Origin of the sequence: Haladaptatus pallidirubidus (genome assembly GCF_020700235.1) — an archaeon.
GTDB classification, from domain to species: Archaea; Halobacteriota; Halobacteria; order Halobacteriales; family Haladaptataceae; genus Haladaptatus; species Haladaptatus pallidirubidus.
This window is the reverse complement of record NZ_CP085306.1, coordinates 25,080-42,373: the sequence shown is the minus strand read 5'-3', so window position 1 is coordinate 42,373 and position 17,294 is coordinate 25,080. Positions and strand designations below refer to the sequence as shown.

Genomic DNA, 17,294 nt, shown 5'->3' with positions numbered 1-17,294 from the left:
AGACAAAATATGCAAATACGGCAGCTAATCACCAGACGATACGGATACGACTCAAAGCAAAATCCCAGAGCGTGACTTCCATCGAAGGTTCAGACGCGATCGACGACACTGCAGGCAAACCGATGACTGAGATTCACAGAAAGCCCTCGGCCGTTCGGCATCCCGCGACCACGCGAGACGCAGTCTCGTTGGCGCTCGCTCCGGAAGACGAACGGAGTGAGTCTTCTGTGCTTCCGCTCGTTTCACTCGCGTTCTGTATTATTCGCTGGTACCAATTGCGTAGAGCCGACCATCAGCGACCCCGACGTAGCACATCCCGTGTGCCAACGCGACTTCTGTGTCCATGCTGTAGGCCGCCATCCCGATGTCGGGGACTGTGATCTCAATCGTCCACGCATGGCTGTCACTCGTCTCGTAGGCAACAACAGCGTCATTCCGCGGAACGACCACACCACCGTCACCGACAGCGGGGGATTGATTGTACCCATTCTCGGCTGATCGCCAGCGAATCGATCCGTCCGAGATATCGATTGCAACGAGCCCTCCGTGATACGTATTTACGTACGCAGTGTCCGCCGTGACTGCTGGCGAGGGAATCGCGTTGCCGTAGTTCTCGTCGACGACGGTCGTCCGCCACAGAACGGTTCCATCGGCGGTATCGGCTGCGACGAGTTCCTCGGCGATGCCCGGAACGTAGAGGCGGCCGTCAGCTACCGTGGGTGTGCCCTGAATGTCCGGACAGCACTCAACTGGTGTCACGATCTGCTCGCTCCACCGTCGTTCCCCAGTGGTCGCATCAAGTGCCGCAATACGGCCGTCCGATAACCCGACATAGACACCGTCGCGATCCGCACAGGTCGCCGTGTAGCACTCCCCATCGATGGATGTTCGCCACTGTTGGGTGCCATCGAGCGAATAGGCGTACACCGCGTTATCCTCGTCTCGCGTCGCCACGTAACACGTTCCGTCCACAATTGCTGGCGAGCCAGTCACGTCTGGAAGCGTGTCGGTCCACTGGATCGCACCATTCCGGGTGAGAGCCGTCAGGGTTGCCTGGTCGTAGTCTGGGCTTCGGGTTACAGCAAGCAGTTTGTCACCAGCCACTGCGAGCCCCACAGTTTGACCCGTGTCGAGATGTTTTTCGAGTTGCTGGTCGCCAGTTTTCGCATCGAACCCAGCAAGATAGGCGTCTGGGTTGTTAGCGTCGTTTGATGATTCAGTATAGCCGATATAGACACGATTCGGACCGACAATTGGTGGCGTCGCTCCGTGAGGGTCCGTGCCTGGACGGCGAAGCCACGCAACGCCAACATCTCCGTGTGGGAGTGCCGACGCAGCAGATCTGGTTCGTCCCCCGTCATGGCCTTCAACTACCCAGCGACTGTCTGAGACGTAGCTCGCTTTGTATGCGTCGTTCGTAAACGGCGTTGGAACAGCCTTCCCGTTCGAAAGTCCTGGGAGAGTCGGAGCGATGCATCCGCTCACACTCACTATTCCACCCCCAATCGCCATCTGTCGGAAGAGGGAGCGACGCGTCAGTGGAGCCATACTACGTGTCGACACAGCCATGGCATACGTTTTCTGGTGGGCCAACAGTTGCTGCCCGGTCCAGTATCACTTCGAAAGCCCCCGCGCGCTCGACGGCTGCGTCTCGCTGTGCTCCTCACTCCGTTGCGGTGCTTACGTCGACTCGCTCGTCGAGCGCACGGCCCCTTGCAGTCCCACCCGATGTGGCTAATCAAGATTTGGTTCTCACTGTTTGACTGGTGGTTCTCTCTGGCCCGCCCCGCTCGCCGCATGCCGCCCTCCGCATCGCTCGCGACCGACCAGTCCGGGCATGCGGCCTCCGGCCGTTCCGGGCATCTGGTTTCGACGCCAGCACCAAGCGCACTTTCGGTTGCGTCTCCCGCTGGTCGACGGACACGAAACCGGCTTGTGTGCTGGACGCTTGCTCCGGGCGGGTCGACGCGCGGTGCTGGTCGTGTCCCTTCGAAAACGCGCGCTCGCTTCGCGCCCAGGGGGACGCTCGCGAAGGCGCAAGCGAGCGCGCGGAGGAGACGGATAAGTTGTGCAGTGGAGAGATGTGACTCATGTAGGAGTGAGTGTCGAAAAAGACGCGGTAGGAGGCGCGCCTTTAGGAAAGAATCCCAATGAGTAGTAAACACACGATCGGTCAAATAGTTTCGGTTGAAGAACAGGCGATTGAATGTGACAAGGAGGAATTCGAGGGGGTTGAAGAGAAACCTGAGCTGCGGCCATCGGTTGAGCAGACGATCCAAGGGAAAGTCGATACGAATCATCCCGCTGGGGTTGGACGTGGACTGACGTTGGCGGCAGAAGAACGGTTGGTAGCCCGAGAGACAGAAATCACACGAACGCGTGAGCGATGGGATCGATCACAGGATTCGAAACGGGAAGTACAATGTCGGCGAGCATCGAAAGCAGTAAGTCGAAAGCGGCGCTGTGCGTTCCAGGAGCGAGCGGCAAGTGTGGATCCGTGGTGTGACCCGGAGAGAAGAGATCCTCGTGAGGAGTTGGCTCAGGAGAAGTTGGCGGCAGTGAACAAGCAGGCGATGCGGTTAGAAGAGAAGCTTGAAGGATGGTCGCGGGCAGCGATCAGTCGGCGGCTAGCTGAACGCGTCGTGGATGGGACAAGTGTGATGGGTGCAGTCGTCGGGGTGTACGAGGAATTGCGGACAGCCCCCGGGCAAGTCATTCCGATCGCGGATGTGCAAGATGTGAATCGGAAGGAAGTGAGCATCGAAGGAACAGTGACCCAGCTGTGGACTCCTGGGAGTCCGAAGATCCAACAAGTCGGGTTGATCGAAGACGACAGTGGTCGCATCAAATTCACCGTGTGGCGAGCGTCGCAGAAGACGATGGTTCGAGAGGGTGAGAGGGTGCAGTTGCGGTCAGTCGCGAAGAACTGGTACGAGGGGCGTGTTTCGGTAGCGGTGACAGGCTGGAGCGGTATTCACAGTCTTGAGCGCGGTCGCTGGTGGGAATAGTCGGGTAGTGTAGAATTCTTTTTATTGTGTGCCGAACCGACCCAAGCCCCGCCGCCCCACCCTCCGCTCCGTGCTCGCGTCGCTGTGCGCGCAGCCACGACCGACGTAATAGTTCGTTGCGTTCTGCACTAGCAGGTGATAGTCAAATCCGGTAAATGCCGAGCGACTGTCCAGTGTGCTGCGACGAATTGTAAAGTGGACTGGTTGAGGCCAACGGACTATCTTCCGTGGATCAGCAGCAGGATTGTCTTTGGTAGTGAACTAGTAGGACTGTCTGTGAGAGCGAGTGTGATTGTGGAAGGAAAGAGCGTCTCCCGGTAGCGGACAAATGAATTACTCCGGAACTATGGTGTGCTAGTAGTGGACTGTCAGGCTGGCAAAAGTCGACTGTCTACACTGCTGAAATTCACTTGAAAAACGGGGTGTTTGACGTCAGGGTGGGCACCCTGTTTCTGTCTGGCTGACTGTCCACTTAGTAGAGGAGTTTGTAAAGAGGTGATGGGCTAGTGGGTTGCTGGTAGGCGTGACGGGTGCGGTAATCGGGGGAGAAGAGGGTGTTCGAGTCGTTTTGAGTGTCCAGTAGAAGAGGAACAGTAGTAACAACTCACTCAAAGAACAGTGGTCCGCGAAAATCTTCTCGTATCTACTCTTTAGCCCGAGAACTACGTAAACGGGGTAAGTGGCGATAGATAGAGACGTCGGTGGATCGTCAAACTTGGTTTATACTACCTTGAATCCCTGGGAAATGAGCCAGGTGCGTACCTTCGGGATTTCACAGGGACTCCCGATGAGACGGACTGCATCGTTCTCCTCGGCAATTGTGATCATGAAGTTGTGTTCGAGGAAGTCACGATTGTCGCCCACTTCCTCCTTGGAAAGGACGATTTGTGTATGCTCACGGAACAAGCTGGCACCAACCATTAATTGCATTAATTTATGAATCTAAAAGAGAGTACCGTTTTGGACGTGGGGGTCTACGCAAAACTATGCCAATCGTTCTAAATTGTATCATCCGCAATAAATTCGCCACCCAGCGGGCCGAATAAATGGTGGAGAGAGCGGCTATATCGGCAATCCATGCCGGATACTGCCCGAAGGATTATTGAGTTGTCATCCATCCTCAGAAGCAATGAATGGGCCATCAGATTCCCAGTCATCTCCATTGATACGCACATCACCAGCACAGTCAATATCGATTGCGACGGCTATCGTCAGTGCAATTGAACGGGTGGACGGAGACAGACCGGACACGCCATTGTATGAGGTGATCGAACCCGATGCACTCGAAGCGCTCTATGAACATGGAAGACAACGGGTTGAGTTTCAGTACGCCGACTACCAGGTCACAGTGCAACCCGATCAAACCATTCTCGTCTCCGAGCCAACCACGTAGACGGCTGGGGATTGATTTCACGACGTAGGTGCATCAGAGTCACTCGAAACCAAGCCTGATCAGTGACCGTCGCCTTTCTCGACGCGGAACGACCCACCGCACTCACTACAGCTGTACTGCTCGGGGTTGCGGACGGTCTTCGAGCGTCGATACCGGGCAATCCGACCGCCCCAGTCCTCGCACACCAGCTACCACTTGGGTGCAGTGAATCGCTCACAGTGTTGCGAGGTGTCGAGGCGGTCCATCCAACGGGTGAACGTTGCTCCGTGGTCAGCGTCGCCGAACTCGTGGTACTGCCAGGCGTGAATGAGTTCGTGCCGGACGGTGGAACTGAATTGCCCATCCGTGGTGTTCGTAGGCCGTCCAGGTCAGCGTAATCGTGATCTCCTCTGTTGCAGGGTCGTATTTCGTGACGCCTGCCTGTCGTTGGGCTCGGTGTGAAACTTCCCAGTCGATCGTTTCGACTGGCAAGTCAGGGAAGTGCTCGGCGGCGACGTTCGTTGCGTGTTGCTCTGCTCGGTCGAGCAGGTCCGTCGGTGTTTCGGGGTATCGTCGATCGCAACGTTCGCGCTGTTCGGCCACGACTGGCTTGTTGCGACTGCTGGCAAGACGGTTGCCGCCGTGGGTGGGATCGAGCTCATTGTGCTCGCGGGGATTGGGATCAACGACATACAAGATTGCCAACGAGCGCGTGTTCACAATGGACATAGACAACAATGTCCATCTGCTTGAGTGACCTCTCCTTGAGTGGCTTTACAATCTTAGCTCTCTTCTCCAATTTCGAACTGTTCGTGTTCGCTAGCTGTGTTCAGAACCACGCTAGTATTGCTTTCATTAATGTCTGCATCACTAAGGAGCGTTTTGATCTGTTGATTCATCTCATCGGTATCTGTATATTTGCCGACCGCAATGATGTCATGGTCGCCGGTAACTTCGTAAACGCTGATCATCTGTGGTTGATCTTGCAGACGAGCAGTGACGTCCGACAGTGCCGTTCCTTCCACTTTCAGTTGAATAACAGCGGTAACATCGTAGCCTAACGAATCATAATCAAGCGTCGGGGTGTAGCCAGTAATGATACCTGTTTCCTGTAAGTCTTTGAGGTGGTTAGAAACTGTTGTTACCGAGACATCCAATTCTTCGGCAATGCCCCGGAGACTCGTTCGACCGTCATTCAGTAAGATATTGATTAATTCTGAATCTAAATTTTCGTAGGTCATTAGGTGTGTGAAATCCTTCTAGACGCTTACTTCTTGGCTAATGTCTAAATACTGCCGGTTGAAAATCAACTCAGTGAGAGAGGGCAGAGTTTAGTTCGGCAGTTCCTTCCGGCCCGTTCTCACGCACGGCCAGTACGGAAAGTCACTGAGATCATCGCAGTCACAGTCCTCTGGTGGCCCGCTCTCGTCGCCATTCACCGAGACAAAAATGAGTCGATAGCAAAAATAAATAATTTTTATAACCAATACAAATTCATGACACAGCCTATCTAAATACACATATATAATTTGCCGTTGTTTTAGAAAGTAGGAAGTTTTTCTTCCGATACCATGACTGCATCCACCATCTCTCCAGACACTCGCAACACCTTCGAAAGTACCATCGGCGGCTACACGGTCGGCACCCGTGCGCACAGCCTCTCTGCCTGGTTCGTCCTCGCGCTTCGGCTCATGATGGGTTGGGCGTTCGCATACTCGGGATTCACGAAAATCGTCGCCGCCGAACCGTTCTCGGCCGGTGGCTACCTGGCGAACGTCGCCGCGACCAACGGCAACCCGATCGCCGGCCTATTCGCCTGGATGGGCTCGACCCCGTGGTTCGTCGAATTCGCGAACGTCGCTGTCCCGTGGGGCGAACTGTTCATCGGTCTTGGACTGCTCGTCGGCGCGGTCGTCCGCCTCGCGGCGTTCTTCGGCGCGCTCATGATGCTCATGTTCTACTTCGGGAACTGGGATATTGCCCACGGTGTAATCAATGGCGACTTCGCGTACATGCTCGTATTCCTGGCCGTTGCCGCGTTCGGTGCCGGCCGCATCCTCGGCCTCGACGCGTACATCGAACAGTACGAGATCGGCGGCCAGGCGCTCGTCGAGCGCTACCCCGTCCTCGAATACATCCTCGGGTAGAATCTGACAGTCAACCACATACCGTCTTCATGTGAGAATCGGTCTATCACTCGTTCTTGATCCTTCGTTTCCTCCCATCAAATTCGGCCGTCTCACTCGTTCTGGTGAGTGAATCGGCACGGTACTTGTCATAACATTCCCATCTGCAATACGTACGCGCCCAGACGGAAAAGCCGGCGGTGTCTCTGGCGCGATACAGTTGTCACTCTTAACGATCACAGTGTGGATACACTTCAGGAGTGGACACTGATCAGCGATTTACGGAAGCGTTTGTTGACGGGCTATAGAGAAGAGGGGCTAAGAGAGGAGTTACTCTGGAATCTCTCGCCGATCCGTTTTTATGCATTCCTAACACGGGAAGCCACCAAGGTCCTCACGGTCGCAGTCTTCTGGTTCGGCATCGTCTTCGTAGTCCTCGGACGGGAAAGCGTCGAGTGTTCCGTTCTCGGTCGCGTTTTCGACGGCGGCCATGTGTTTGCAGTAAGCGTTACGGTGGACGTGGTGCGGACATGCACAGGCCATTAGCTTGCCGGTCTTACTACAGTCTGTTACGGGCCAGACAACTTATCGGTGTTGAGCGATAGTGTTGGAATAATATGACTAGCAATGTGCGTCGAAATAGGACGGCTATTCTATCCGATCCCCACTATCGGGAGATACTGGCTGTGCTTGAAGATGCCAATAGGCCGCTCCATGTGACCGAGCTGGCCGAACAGCTAGTCAAACGAGATGAGACGATGATCAGCGCTGACGAGTACGAACGTCAGCTCAAACAGGAACGACTCTCGTTGCATCATAACTCTCTCCCAAGACTCGCAGAATACGAGGTGGTTGACTACGATCTAGAGGAGAACATCGTTTCGTCTCGGACCGATGTAGTACCTGAGATCGACTGGCTCGACGAGGACGTTTTTGACCAGTTGCTGGCGAAGTTTCCAACCGATTCCCAATCTACCGAGAACACGATCGGGGTTCTTGAAGGCCATCAGGCAGCGATCGAGTACGGCAGACAACTTGCCGACGAGGCGGAGGAAGAACTGTTCTGCATGTACGTCAGCACTGATTTGCTCGAAGAGAAGTGTCTTAGCCACGCGGAAGACGCTATCAACCGAGGTGTAGAGCTGTATCAGGGGTCACAGAATCCCGAGGTCTGCGATCTCTGTCGCAAACGTCTGCCCGAGGTCACGCTTTGGGAACCCCAGCGTGCATGGTTGAGAGCGCCATCAGGGTACCCGACAGTCGGTCGCCTGGTTCTTGTCGACCGCCGAAAGGTCATGCTCGCCATTTTGGATGAGCCGAACTCCGATAGCAGTTACCCAGAGGAGAGGACAATAGTTGGAGACGGCGAAGACAACCCACTAGTCGTCCTCGTTCGAGAATTACTTGGACCACGACTCAATCACCTCGACTACCAGAGTCCCGATTTCCAAAGTGAGATCCATTCGTAACAATGACAAATGATTCATCAGACGATAACGAGACTGCCAGCCAAGCCACCGAACTCACTTATGAAATCGGGGAGGGAGAATCACCGAGTGAAGCCGTCGTTCGGGCAACTGCTGCCCTTACGAACACGCCAGTGATCGACCTCGATCCACTCTACTCTGTGATGGATCCTGTTCACCTTGACGGCCTTTTCAGTGAATCGAGTAGACGAACCGACCACAAGGAGAATTCGGTGACGTTCAGCTTTAACGGGTGCTGCATTTCCGTCGCTGGAGATACTGTTGTCGTTCGAAGAAGCGAGTAGATTACTGATTGAATTGCTCCCAGCCGTGTTACTCGAAAGCGTCCCACGCGAGCGAGATCGCTATCTCGCCGGTCGCAGGGTCGTATTTCGTCGCACCTGCCGATCTCTGTCGTCGGTGGGACACCTCCCACGCAATCGCCTCAACCGGCAAATCTGGGAAATGCTCAGCGGCGACGTCCGCCGCATGCTCTTGAGCACGGTCGAGCAGGTTCCGTTCAGTCGTCGGTGTGTTGTCGCGGTCGAACCAGCCGCGCACTCGGTCAGCGTTCGCTGGGTAACATCTGACAGCGTTGTTTGGCGTGACAGAACTGAAAAAAGTAAGACGGGATTAGCAGCAGTCGGTGAGTGCGCCCTTCCGGGTGGCTTCCGCATCACAGTTTTCACACGTCCAGTAGGTGTGATCGACGGTGCCGTATTTGTCGTAGCCGGTGTACGGGCCACTGAGACGCTCGTCGTCCGAGGGGAATGCGTCGAGTGTTCCCTCTTCGGCTGCGTTTTCGACGGCGGCCATGTGTTTGCAGACAGCGTTGCGGTGGACGTGGTGCGGGCACGTGCAGGCCATCAGTTCGTTGGTTATGTCGTCGATGGAGACTGTGTATTGGTGGGCTGCGGGCTTGTCGTGGCTCTCGTTGGTGACGTCGACGAGTCCGGGGGCATTTCGAAGAAAAACTGTTCGGCCTGTGCGCGTTTCTGTGCCGTCTCGTCAGCGTCATGGGGTGCAGATTGTTTTGTATTCATGGAGTTCAGGGGGTGTCCCTAGGAAAGAATAGGAAACAGCAAGCATCGAGGAATAACACTACTACGCATCGAGAAAGGAGCCCGAGAGTTAATCTGTCTCTAGAACATGATTATGTCCATGGCCACGTTTGAGGTAGCCTTGCCTGACCGTATCGAGAGTGATATTGATCGCCTTGTCGAACAAGGTGATTTTCTGAATCGAGAACAAGCGATCGAAGAGCTTCTCACATTGGGGTTATCGGCCCAGGAAACTGGTGATGAATCCGAAGCGGAGTTGGATGAAAATCTGTTTACGCAAGCTGTCGATGAGCAACAGGATCCGGCCGACCAATACAACGATCCGCTCTAATCTTTATATCAACAGATCAGCCAAGACTGCCTTCCATTTCGAGTTCGATGAGGCGGTTGAGTTCGACCGCGTACTCGATTGGGAGTTCCTCCGTGATGGGTTCGATGAACCCGCTCACGATCATCTGTTTCGCGTCGTCGTCGTCCAATCCGCGGCTCTGGAGGTAGAACACGTCCTCGTCGCCGATTTTACCGACCGTTGCCTCGTGGGCGACGTCCACGCGATCTTCGTTGATTTCCATGTACGGCATGGTGTCCGACGTGGATTCGTTGTCGAACATCAGCGCGTCACATTCGACCGACGTGGACGAATCCACCGCGCCGTCGCTGATGTGGACGAGGCCGCGGTAGTTCGTGCGACCGCCGTCCTTGCTGATGGATTTCGACTCGATGGTGGAGTTGGTGCGGGGCGCGTTGTGGTACACTTTCGCGCCGGTGTCGATGTTCTGTCCTTCGCCAGCGAATGCGATTGAAATCTGGTTGGCGCTCGCGCCGCGACCCTTCAGGATTGAACACGGGTAGAGCATCGTTGCCTTCGATCCCATGCTACCAGACACCCACTCCATTCGGCCACCGGCTTCGACGATGGCGCGCTTGGTGTTCAGGTTGAAGGTGTTCTTCGACCAGTTCTGCACGGTCGAATACTGGACGTGAGCGTCTTCGTCCACAAACACTTCGACGCCGCCGGAGTGGAGGTTGTGGCTGCCGTACTTCGGTGCGGAACAGCCCTCGATATAATGGACTTCGGAGCCTTCCTCGGCAATGATGAGCGTGTGCTCGAACTGCCCCATCCCCTCGGAGTTCATGCGGAAGTACGCCTGAACGGGCATCTGCACCGTCACGTCCTCGGGGACGTAAACGAACGAGCCGCCCGACCAGACCGCACCGTGGAGCGCCGCGAACTTGTTGTCGCTCGGCGGCACGCACTTCGTCATGAAGTACTCCTTGACAAGGTTCTCATGCTCTTGGACGGCTTCATCCATGTTGCAGAAGACAACGCCCTTTTCCTCCCACTGCTCCTGCATGTTCTGGTAGACGACCTCGGACTCGTACTGGGCACCGACGCCGGAAAGCGCCTTGCGCTCCGCTTCCGGAATCCCCAGCTTCTCGAACGTGTCCTTGATGTCGTCCGGCAGGTCGTCCCAGCTGTCCGCCCCTTCACGCTTGTCGACGTCCGGGCGAATATAGGGTATAATCTCTTCTATATCGAGTTCCGTGAGATCGGGCTGGCCGGGCCAGTCCGTCGGCAGGGGCATGTTCTGGTAATGTTCCAGTGCACGGAGGCGGCGCTGGAGCATCCATTCGGGTTCGTCCTTGTCCTCGCTGATGAGGCGAACGACCTCTTCGGTTAGCCCTTTGCCGGACTTGACGGCGGCTCGCTGTTCTTTCTTGAACTCGAATCGTTCTTCTGTGTCTGTATCACGCAGGTGATGCTGATCTGAACTCATATTTAAAAGTGGGAGCTCTAGCCTGATGAGGCTGGTGGGTAAGTTAGCGATGGGGCAGCGAGTATGGTCTGGGATACTCGTCCATCCCGAATAAGAGTCCAATCAATAACGTCAACCCTAACCGACGATCGTATATTCGAACTGAACGAAAGCAAAGTTGCTTACAACGGCCACACTAGAACCGATAGATGGTCATCTCGCCACCTACTCATTTAGTACATCGCTGCTAACCATCCGGTGAATCAGCCAACACCTTATTCTGACTTGCGAATCTACAACGGTTTGTGAGTGATGATCCACTATCAATCGAGGAACGAGCACAAGGCGGTGAACTTGGTGACTTTGATGAGATCCTCGAAGGTCAAGACTATCCAGTGACACTAGATGAATTGGTTGCAGCGTATGGCGACTATGAGGTCGAATCGTCGGGCGGCACACAATCCATCGAAGAAGTGCTTAATTCAGTCGACAAGAAAACATACGACTCCGCAGGCGAAGTCCGAAACGATGTACTAAATCAGCTAAACCGAGAAAAATAGAAGACCGGTCTCGCAGCGTTGTCTGTTTTGATACTGCACCTGTAGTTGGATAGCAGTTTTCTGTTATAGTGTTTTACCGCGATCGCTTGCTCAGAGAGTCTATCAATCTGACTCTGATAATCTCGGCCGTCCAGCTAACCGACATCTCACCGCCGGGAGCCGAGTCGAGCGCGTGAACCACCGCCTCATTGGCTTCGCACTGGTCGACCCCGAGACATTCTGGACTTTACGGCCTCCGGAGTCCCGCTGGACTGGATGATGTCGAAGGCCGTCATCAGATCCGTTCGAGAGATGATACCGACGAGTTCACCGTTCACGTTGACGACCGGGAGCCGGCCGACATCGTGTTTCTGCATGGCCTTGAGCGCGTCAAGTGCGTCGGTCCGGGGGGTGACGCTCGCAAGGTCCTTGCTCATTACGTCTTCAACCGTCATGGCGTCGCGTTCAACCTCCTTGACCGGCTGAGTATCCTGCAGGGTGACCATCCCGGCGAGGCGACCGTCCGCGACGACGGGGTAGCCCGTGTGGCGCTCACTGAACATCCGCTCCATTAGGTCGGCCACGGAGTCGGCGGGAGAGACGGTCTTGAGGTTCTCCGTACCGGTCATGACGTCGTCGACGGTGACGCCGCGGAAGGCTGCGCGCATGACTGTCTGCTGGGCCTCACCGGACGCGCCGATGTAGATGAAGAAGGCCAGCACGACGAGCCAGAGGTTGAATCCGAGGAGCCCGAACAGGCCGAGCAGGAAGGCGAATCCCTTCCCGACCTCCGCCGCGAGTTGGGTCGCCCGAGCGTGGCTGCGCTTCTCGGAGCGCGCGAGGAGTGCTCGGAGGACTCGCCCACCGTCCATCGGGAAGCCTGGGAGCATGTTGAACGCGGCGAGAGTGACGTTCATCAGCGCGAAGTAGCCGAACAGGAAGAGGAGCACGTTCGACCCAGTCGACACGACCGCCAGGCCGCCGTAGCTGAGGGCGCCGAGCGCGACACTGACGACGGGCCCGGCGACGGCGACCTGCAGTTCGATCTTCCAGTCTTCGGGAATCTCCGAGAACTGGGCGACGCCGCCTAACAGCCAGAGCGTAATTGAGTCGATGTCGTAGCCGTGTTGTATCGCCACGGCAGAGTGCCCGAGCTCGTGTAGGAGCACGCAGGCGAACAGTCCGACGGCCGACGCAGTTCCCAGCGCGTAGGGGAAAAGACCACCCGTGAGCGTGGCAATCTCGATCTCGACGCCGAAGACGCTCTGGAGCACCGTCACGAAGTTCCCCACGTCCCGGCCGATGAGCCACGCGAACAGCGGGAGGACGAGAAGGAAGGTCCAGTTGAGTTGGATAGGAATCCCGAAGATGCTTCCGATTCGTATTCCTTTCATAACATTAATATTTGCTCGCATCCTCCATAAAAGCAGTCGCCGAATCACGGGTTGGATCGTATGTATTAGCGACGTATTAGTCCCTGTATCCGGTTTCGAACGTCATCGGCGGATTTATACGTTTGGTTATCGGTTGAAACAAGCACTTCCTCGAGGGAGTTCCACCCGCCCTGAGTTTCGATCTCATAGTCGCCATAGGCCTCGACTAATTCGTTCGTCGTGGTCGGATAATCATGGGTTTCGAGCGCTTCATCAAGGTCACCAAGCTGCTCACCGGGTCGTTGGGCATCGGTTCGGCTTCATCGGCGCGATCACGGGCCTCCTCTAGTTCCCGCTCTCGCTGGCGTCGCTCTTCGTTATCCGCTTGCTCGTCTCGGCTCTATCTGTCATCTGCCATCCCTTACAATAAGGAGACCAACTCGGATAAGAGTGGGGTCGCTCATCGGTGTGACCACCTCGAGCAGAGCTTACAACCACCTCCACAAACCCACCCCAAGATCGATACATAGGCACCACGGACTGAGCAATTCAGAGCGTGGACTGTACGAGACATGTAATGGCTGATAGCGTACAGGGCTCCAGAGAAACGGCAGTCAAGTGTTGCGCTCGTCACCAAACCTCGACACTTTGGGAAGATGATGATTGCGGCGTCGTCGAACATCGCGTCCCAGAGCCTGCAAACGTATCGTCCTCCACCAGCGTTAAGAGTCCTACCTGGTAGCTACTCCTACGTAGTCGCTCTTCATTGGGTATGTTCCGTCTAGCTGTGGATGAAAACAGATTGCTCTGCTATTTTTTCTCTCTTTCATCAACACCACGACCGATGATCAACGCATTTTTGACTAGACTCTCATGACCACGTCGCAAGCGCTCGGAGAGAGCCTGGTGAGAGACTCCGAGTTCATCAGCAACCTCCTCGGCAGTTGCCTTACGGGGAATACTGTAATATCCAGCATCGTACGCCCGTGTGAGTGCTTCTTGCTGATCTTCCGTGATTCCAAAGCGACCCTGGCGGCCTTCGTCAAGCTGGTAGATGTTTAAAATTTCGAACGTGAGTCCCTTCTCTTGGCAGTAGTCGTGGGTTCGAGAGAGTGCATCCCGATCCGGAAAGAGGGTACGGAGATTCCAGCTGTTTTTATTGCCAGTCGCGGCGAGAATCGTTGCCTCTTCCGTAACGAGAATTTGCACGAGCGTCTCAATCTCGGAGATCCATTCCATTTGATACAACCACTCGTCATCCACATCAGCTAGTAATTCGAGCCGATCGAGGCTTGGGTCATCAGCAAGGACTGCTTCGAACTCATCGCGGTCAATGTCTCCTCCACTCACCCACACAAATGGCATGACACGATCGTCTTCATGGGCGACAACGCGTTCGATTTCGAATTCAATTCCCTCGATACTAGATAGGGTATGAGAGAGCGCGAATTCATCACCACTGAGTTCAACTTCGACGACTGTGGCGGGCATACGCCACAACTAGACTGCAGTAACAAATACCCGTTGCCCGGTACCTAAGTTCACATCAATAATAATAGAAATATCAGTTCGCATATTTCTCGGTTAGGTAGTTCAGGAAAAATTACTTTTGTACGTTTAAAGGTGTTCTTCAGTAAGTTAGTCACTCCATGGTGCTCTTGAAAACTACCTTTAAGAGTTACAGTCTGGACATTGTCTGCGAAATCTTCGACACTGGTGCGGGCAGGTGCACACCATTGTGTTGCCCGTCACGTCGTCACGCTGGACGACGTAGTGGTCTTTAGCGGGGTTGTCGTAGCTCCCATTGGTCACGAGCTTCGACGCGGAAGCCGAACTGTTCGGTCTGTGCGCGTTTCTGTGCCGTCTCGGCAGTTTCAAGGGCTGCGGTGGTTCAGATTATCACCTATGTGATGAACGTTACTTTGGTTATTAAACAAGGAATGATTATATTCATAGCTATCCTTAGTATGGATATGGCAACATCAGCAAAAAGTAGAGTTCGAGGTGGTAACATGGGCGTATGGACAGGAGTAGGAATTGGAGTCGGAGCTGCCATTGGCATAGCGACAGGTGATCTCGCTATGTGGACCGCTCTCGGTGTTGCTGGCGGAGTTGTTGCGGGAGCGACTCTCAGTCGAAAATAGACAACCAAACGCTACATCTATCTTTTCCAGTTTACCATGTTCTGGGACTCAGCAATACATAGCGCGAATACCTAGCAGAGTAGCGTCACTCTAGCCGAGAGGCTCAGAATTTGCGGTAGCAAAAGAAGCCCACATGTGCATTGTGGAGTACGTGTCCAATGGTAACGGTCCGGCAATAATATTCTTGTAGCGATCCGTGAGTCAAAGTTTCCGGCGGTCACCCCTCTGTGGCAGAGACGCTTGAGGGTGAGCGAACAACTGTACATCGACGGTTGAAAAGTTGCTTGAACGAGGAGAGTTGGAACGTGGGGGATTGAGTCCGTGAGTGATTAGTTAGTGCCGCCTGCTTGCTGTAGGTACACTTCGAGAGCTCCTAGTCATTTGCTGCGGCTGGTAAGCCCGGAAACCATTCTGCTGTGATATCATTTTACCGATTAGGTAGTATCTTTTTCCAACGTTGGGACAGAGATGTTTCTCACATAGTAGTGAGGAAAATATCCCTTTCCAGTGAAGCTATCTTTATTGACAGTGCGCCCGATAGCTAGGATAGCTATGCCTGACACTATGCGCGCAATAGAGGTAGCTGAACCTGGCGCACCATTCGAACTTGTCGACCGACCAGTTCCCAATCCGGATGCCACAGAGGTTCGCATCGAGATCGAAGCCTGTGGTGTCTGCCATAGCGACTCATACACGAAAGAGGGTGGCTACCCAGGTCTTTCATACCCCCGAATTCCCGGGCATGAGATCGTTGGGCGTGTAGACTCCGTTGGTTCAGCTGTAGAGCTGTGGACCGAAAGAGACCGTGTCGGTGCCGGTTGGCACGGCGGTCACTGTTTCGTCTGTGATGCTTGCCGTCGCGGTGAGTTCCAACAATGTGAAAATGAGGACGTCCATGGTATTACGGTCGACGGTGGGTACGCTGAATATGCTACTATTAACGCGGAGACACTTGCTCGAGTACCGGGCGAACTTGAACCAGTTGATGCTGCACCGTTGCTGTGTGCTGGAATCACGACCTACAACGCTCTTCGGCACACTGATGCTCGGCCAGGTGATGTAGTCGCCATACAAGGTATTGGTGGTCTCGGTCATCTTGGCGTACAGTATGCTCGTCAAGCAGGATTCGAGACGGTTGCAATCTCGCGCGGAACAGACAAAAAAGAGTATGCATTCGATTTAGGTGCTGATCATTTTATCGACGCGAATGCAGAAGATGCTGCGGAAGTACTCTCTGATCTTGGTGGCGCAATGGTGATCCTTGCTACAGCACCGAGTGCGACAGCAATCTCTTCGATCATCCCTGGTTTAGGAACCGACGGTGAAGTCGTCGTCGTTGGTGTCCCCGGCGACCCTATTGATGTCTCTGGGACATCATTGGTTGGAAATCGTGGGGCGGTCCGTGGCTGGGCTTCTGGTCATGCCCGCGATTCACAGGATACGTTGGAATTCAGTGCACTTCGTGATATTACGCCCGAGGTGGAGGTATTCGACCTAACGGAGGCCGCTGAAGCATATGAACGTATGATGGAAAGCGAGGTTCGGTTTCGAGCCGTGATTGAACCTTGAACTCGATTCTATTACGAATAGAAGCCAAATTATAGTCTTTTGCACTCATAATTGGTCAGTTAGTACCTTCGTTGGATTTCAAGACGGGAGGAGGAGAAAGAAGCGTCAGTGCGCCGAATATCGAGTAATGGGCATCCTCTTTGTTTCCTGCTTTTTGTCGGAGTTTCTTGCTTTGACCGCTTAGTGGGTGGCGGATACACTTGAGATCAAGCGGCCATCAATCCATCGACAGCTTGAGGAATTGCATAACAGTAGAAGAGTAGAACAGGGGAAGTTGAGTCCGCGGGTGGTGATCTGGTGGATTCCAGTGAAAGAGTAAATAGATTCCCCGATTCACGAATTACGCTGAAAGACGTAGTGGCAGACAGGACATTTTCGTTCGGCTCCATCGATCACGCAATCACTGGTATTACCGGTCCATCCGCAGTCAGGACATTGAGAGAGGCCAGTACTCATTTGATCTCACAATGACCTCCTGTACCAACTACTTTAGGAAGTAGGTGTTGGCCAGGATTCGACGACCGAATTGATGGGATATCTCCAACATGTCTACTACCTCATCCGCTATATCGAGTGGCCGATTGAGTTCGGAGATAGACGAAAACTCGAATCGGGATTGCAGTAATGAATGTTGCAATGACGACAGCAATCGTCCACAAGGGGTCTAACCAGAGCAAAGGCTGTCCGAGAAGACAGACAGTGAGAATCCGCCAAATCGAAGTCTGTCATTCTCCCAGCTGTTTCGAACGAAATCACTTGTATGCGAGACGTAGACCAGACTAGTTCCGAGTGCGATTCCACTTCCAATCGAGACGATGATCAGCGTGGGTGTGAACGATTTTGTATAGTGAAAGGAGAACAAGAAGGGAGCGATGCTGA

The 17,294-nt window shown here is 54.4% G+C and carries 21 protein-coding genes and 1 pseudogene; 9 read left to right on the top strand and 13 right to left on the bottom strand.

All coding sequences use genetic code 11. The features are described from left to right. Positions 1 to 258: 258 nt before the first annotated feature. Positions 259 to 1,548, bottom strand: a complete 1,290-nt coding sequence (locus LIX15_RS29395) for an outer membrane protein assembly factor BamB family protein (RefSeq protein WP_227778628.1) — start codon at positions 1,546 to 1,548, stop codon at positions 259 to 261. A 389-nt stretch (positions 1,549 to 1,937) separates the two neighbouring features. Here LIX15_RS29395 and LIX15_RS29390 point away from each other — a divergent pair, with 389 nt between their 5' ends. Further along, positions 1,938 to 2,087, top strand: a complete 150-nt coding sequence (locus LIX15_RS29390; RefSeq protein ID WP_227778627.1) for a hypothetical protein — start codon at positions 1,938 to 1,940, stop codon at positions 2,085 to 2,087. A gap of 63 nt (positions 2,088 to 2,150) precedes the next feature. Then, positions 2,151 to 3,008 (top strand): DNA-binding protein, encoded by an 858-nt coding sequence (locus LIX15_RS29385; RefSeq protein WP_227778626.1) that lies wholly within the window; start codon positions 2,151 to 2,153, stop codon positions 3,006 to 3,008. A gap of 720 nt (positions 3,009 to 3,728) precedes the next feature. Here LIX15_RS29385 and LIX15_RS29380 read toward each other — a convergent pair. After that, a complete protein-coding gene (locus LIX15_RS29380; protein ID WP_227778625.1) occupies positions 3,729 to 3,929 on the bottom strand; it encodes a VNG_1110C family protein in 201 nt (66 codons plus the stop codon). 208 nt (positions 3,930 to 4,137) lie between these two features. Between LIX15_RS29380 and LIX15_RS29375 the strand changes: the two genes are divergently transcribed. Next, positions 4,138 to 4,401: a HalOD1 output domain-containing protein gene (locus tag LIX15_RS29375; protein ID WP_227778624.1), complete on the top strand. Its 264-nt coding sequence runs from the start codon at positions 4,138 to 4,140 to the stop codon at positions 4,399 to 4,401. A 59-nt stretch (positions 4,402 to 4,460) separates the two neighbouring features. On the opposite strand, the gene LIX15_RS33070 is transcribed toward LIX15_RS29375, so the two are convergent. The 4 genes from LIX15_RS33070 to lrp are packed head-to-tail and all read right to left on the bottom strand — an operon-like array spanning position 4,461 to position 5,621. Further along, positions 4,461 to 4,586 carry a hypothetical protein gene (locus LIX15_RS33070; RefSeq protein ID WP_265338468.1) on the bottom strand — a complete coding sequence of 42 codons (126 nt, stop codon included), beginning with the start codon at positions 4,584 to 4,586 and terminating at the stop codon, positions 4,461 to 4,463. 3 nt (positions 4,587 to 4,589) lie between these two features. Further along, on the bottom strand, positions 4,590 to 4,709 hold the full coding sequence (locus LIX15_RS29370) for a hypothetical protein (RefSeq protein ID WP_227778641.1): 120 nt from the start codon (positions 4,707 to 4,709) through the stop codon (positions 4,590 to 4,592). Continuing rightward, the gene (locus LIX15_RS29365; protein WP_227778623.1) at positions 4,672 to 5,109 is read right to left on the bottom strand and encodes a hypothetical protein; all 438 of its coding nucleotides are present in this window, start codon (positions 5,107 to 5,109) and stop codon (positions 4,672 to 4,674) included. Before LIX15_RS29365 ends, LIX15_RS29370 begins: the two co-directional genes overlap by 38 nt. A 53-nt stretch (positions 5,110 to 5,162) precedes the next feature. Next, positions 5,163 to 5,621 (bottom strand): HTH-type transcriptional regulator Lrp, encoded by a 459-nt coding sequence (gene lrp / locus LIX15_RS29360; RefSeq protein ID WP_227778622.1) that lies wholly within the window; start codon positions 5,619 to 5,621, stop codon positions 5,163 to 5,165. A gap of 330 nt (positions 5,622 to 5,951) precedes the next feature. On the opposite strand from lrp, the gene LIX15_RS29355 reads away from it, so the two are divergent. Continuing rightward, the gene (locus LIX15_RS29355; protein WP_227778621.1) at positions 5,952 to 6,527 is read left to right on the top strand and encodes a DoxX family protein; all 576 of its coding nucleotides are present in this window, start codon (positions 5,952 to 5,954) and stop codon (positions 6,525 to 6,527) included. 348 nt (positions 6,528 to 6,875) lie between these two features. On the opposite strand, the gene LIX15_RS29350 is transcribed toward LIX15_RS29355, so the two are convergent. After that, the gene (locus tag LIX15_RS29350) at positions 6,876 to 7,049 is read right to left on the bottom strand and encodes a hypothetical protein (protein WP_227778620.1); all 174 of its coding nucleotides are present in this window, start codon (positions 7,047 to 7,049) and stop codon (positions 6,876 to 6,878) included. Between the two features lie 74 nt (positions 7,050 to 7,123). Between LIX15_RS29350 and LIX15_RS29345 the strand changes: the two genes are divergently transcribed. Together LIX15_RS29345 and LIX15_RS29340 are read left to right on the top strand one after the other, a co-directional pair. Next, the gene (locus tag LIX15_RS29345; RefSeq protein WP_425556821.1) at positions 7,124 to 7,975 is read left to right on the top strand and encodes a DUF7344 domain-containing protein; all 852 of its coding nucleotides are present in this window, start codon (positions 7,124 to 7,126) and stop codon (positions 7,973 to 7,975) included. 2 nt (positions 7,976 to 7,977) lie between these two features. After that, the gene (locus tag LIX15_RS29340) at positions 7,978 to 8,277 is read left to right on the top strand and encodes a HalOD1 output domain-containing protein (RefSeq protein ID WP_227778618.1); all 300 of its coding nucleotides are present in this window, start codon (positions 7,978 to 7,980) and stop codon (positions 8,275 to 8,277) included. A gap of 28 nt (positions 8,278 to 8,305) precedes the next feature. On the opposite strand, the gene LIX15_RS29335 is transcribed toward LIX15_RS29340, so the two are convergent. Together LIX15_RS29335 and LIX15_RS29330 are read right to left on the bottom strand one after the other, a co-directional pair. Next, entirely contained in the window at positions 8,306 to 8,533 is a 228-nt protein-coding gene (locus tag LIX15_RS29335) for a hypothetical protein (RefSeq protein WP_227778617.1), read from the bottom strand. A gap of 72 nt (positions 8,534 to 8,605) precedes the next feature. After that, positions 8,606 to 8,839 carry a DUF8118 domain-containing protein gene (locus LIX15_RS29330; RefSeq protein WP_227778616.1) on the bottom strand — a complete coding sequence of 78 codons (234 nt, stop codon included), beginning with the start codon at positions 8,837 to 8,839 and terminating at the stop codon, positions 8,606 to 8,608. Positions 8,840 to 9,133: 294 nt separating this feature from the next. On the opposite strand from LIX15_RS29330, the gene LIX15_RS29325 reads away from it, so the two are divergent. Then, positions 9,134 to 9,364, top strand: a complete 231-nt coding sequence (locus tag LIX15_RS29325; RefSeq protein WP_227778615.1) for a ribbon-helix-helix domain-containing protein — start codon at positions 9,134 to 9,136, stop codon at positions 9,362 to 9,364. Between the two features lie 16 nt (positions 9,365 to 9,380). Here LIX15_RS29325 and sufB read toward each other — a convergent pair whose 3' ends face one another. Further along, positions 9,381 to 10,811: a Fe-S cluster assembly protein SufB gene (gene sufB / locus LIX15_RS29320; protein WP_227778614.1), complete on the bottom strand. Its 1,431-nt coding sequence runs from the start codon at positions 10,809 to 10,811 to the stop codon at positions 9,381 to 9,383. A 284-nt stretch (positions 10,812 to 11,095) separates the two neighbouring features. On the opposite strand from sufB, the gene LIX15_RS29315 reads away from it, so the two are divergent. Further along, positions 11,096 to 11,350: a DUF5789 family protein gene (locus LIX15_RS29315; protein ID WP_227778613.1), complete on the top strand. Its 255-nt coding sequence runs from the start codon at positions 11,096 to 11,098 to the stop codon at positions 11,348 to 11,350. Between the two features lie 185 nt (positions 11,351 to 11,535). Here LIX15_RS29315 and LIX15_RS29310 read toward each other — a convergent pair whose 3' ends face one another. The 3 genes and pseudogenes from LIX15_RS29310 to LIX15_RS29300 form a co-directional block, all read right to left on the bottom strand. Continuing rightward, positions 11,536 to 12,723 (bottom strand): CBS domain-containing protein, encoded by a 1,188-nt coding sequence (locus LIX15_RS29310; RefSeq protein WP_227778612.1) that lies wholly within the window; start codon positions 12,721 to 12,723, stop codon positions 11,536 to 11,538. A gap of 65 nt (positions 12,724 to 12,788) precedes the next feature. Then, positions 12,789 to 13,120, bottom strand: a pseudogene (locus LIX15_RS29305) (DUF5789 family protein). Positions 13,121 to 13,512: 392 nt separating this feature from the next. Continuing rightward, positions 13,513 to 14,193 carry a bacterio-opsin activator domain-containing protein gene (locus LIX15_RS29300; RefSeq protein ID WP_227778611.1) on the bottom strand — a complete coding sequence of 227 codons (681 nt, stop codon included), beginning with the start codon at positions 14,191 to 14,193 and terminating at the stop codon, positions 13,513 to 13,515. A 1,217-nt stretch (positions 14,194 to 15,410) separates the two neighbouring features. Between LIX15_RS29300 and LIX15_RS29295 the strand changes: the two genes are divergently transcribed. Further along, complete coding sequence (locus LIX15_RS29295; RefSeq protein ID WP_227778610.1) at positions 15,411 to 16,415, top strand: alcohol dehydrogenase; 1,005 nt, start codon at positions 15,411 to 15,413, stop codon at positions 16,413 to 16,415. Positions 16,416 to 17,294: the final 879 nt, after the last annotated feature.

What these genes read in the sequence shown, in the direction of transcription:
- LIX15_RS29395 (WP_227778628.1), bottom strand. Translation starts at nt 1,548, where the DNA reads ATGGCTCCACTGACGCGTCGCTCCCTCTTCCGACAGATGGCGATTGGG.
- LIX15_RS29385 (WP_227778626.1), top strand. Translation starts at nt 2,151, where the DNA reads ATGAGTAGTAAACACACGATCGGTCAAATAGTTTCGGTTGAAGAACAG.
- LIX15_RS29380 (WP_227778625.1), bottom strand. Translation starts at nt 3,929, where the DNA reads ATGGTTGGTGCCAGCTTGTTCCGTGAGCATACACAAATCGTCCTTTCC.
- LIX15_RS29375 (WP_227778624.1), top strand. Translation starts at nt 4,138, where the DNA reads ATGAATGGGCCATCAGATTCCCAGTCATCTCCATTGATACGCACATCA.
- LIX15_RS29365 (WP_227778623.1), bottom strand. Translation starts at nt 5,109, where the DNA reads ATGTCCATTGTGAACACGCGCTCGTTGGCAATCTTGTATGTCGTTGAT.
- lrp (WP_227778622.1), bottom strand. Translation starts at nt 5,621, where the DNA reads ATGACCTACGAAAATTTAGATTCAGAATTAATCAATATCTTACTGAAT.
- LIX15_RS29355 (WP_227778621.1), top strand. Translation starts at nt 5,952, where the DNA reads ATGACTGCATCCACCATCTCTCCAGACACTCGCAACACCTTCGAAAGT.
- LIX15_RS29350 (WP_227778620.1), bottom strand. Translation starts at nt 7,049, where the DNA reads ATGGCCTGTGCATGTCCGCACCACGTCCACCGTAACGCTTACTGCAAA.
- LIX15_RS29345 (WP_425556821.1), top strand. Translation starts at nt 7,124, where the DNA reads ATGACTAGCAATGTGCGTCGAAATAGGACGGCTATTCTATCCGATCCC.
- LIX15_RS29340 (WP_227778618.1), top strand. Translation starts at nt 7,978, where the DNA reads ATGACAAATGATTCATCAGACGATAACGAGACTGCCAGCCAAGCCACC.
- LIX15_RS29330 (WP_227778616.1), bottom strand. Translation starts at nt 8,839, where the DNA reads ATGGCCTGCACGTGCCCGCACCACGTCCACCGCAACGCTGTCTGCAAA.
- LIX15_RS29325 (WP_227778615.1), top strand. Translation starts at nt 9,134, where the DNA reads ATGGCCACGTTTGAGGTAGCCTTGCCTGACCGTATCGAGAGTGATATT.
- sufB (WP_227778614.1), bottom strand. Translation starts at nt 10,811, where the DNA reads ATGAGTTCAGATCAGCATCACCTGCGTGATACAGACACAGAAGAACGA.
- LIX15_RS29310 (WP_227778612.1), bottom strand. Translation starts at nt 12,723, where the DNA reads ATGAAAGGAATACGAATCGGAAGCATCTTCGGGATTCCTATCCAACTC.
- LIX15_RS29300 (WP_227778611.1), bottom strand. Translation starts at nt 14,193, where the DNA reads ATGCCCGCCACAGTCGTCGAAGTTGAACTCAGTGGTGATGAATTCGCG.
- LIX15_RS29295 (WP_227778610.1), top strand. Translation starts at nt 15,411, where the DNA reads ATGCGCGCAATAGAGGTAGCTGAACCTGGCGCACCATTCGAACTTGTC.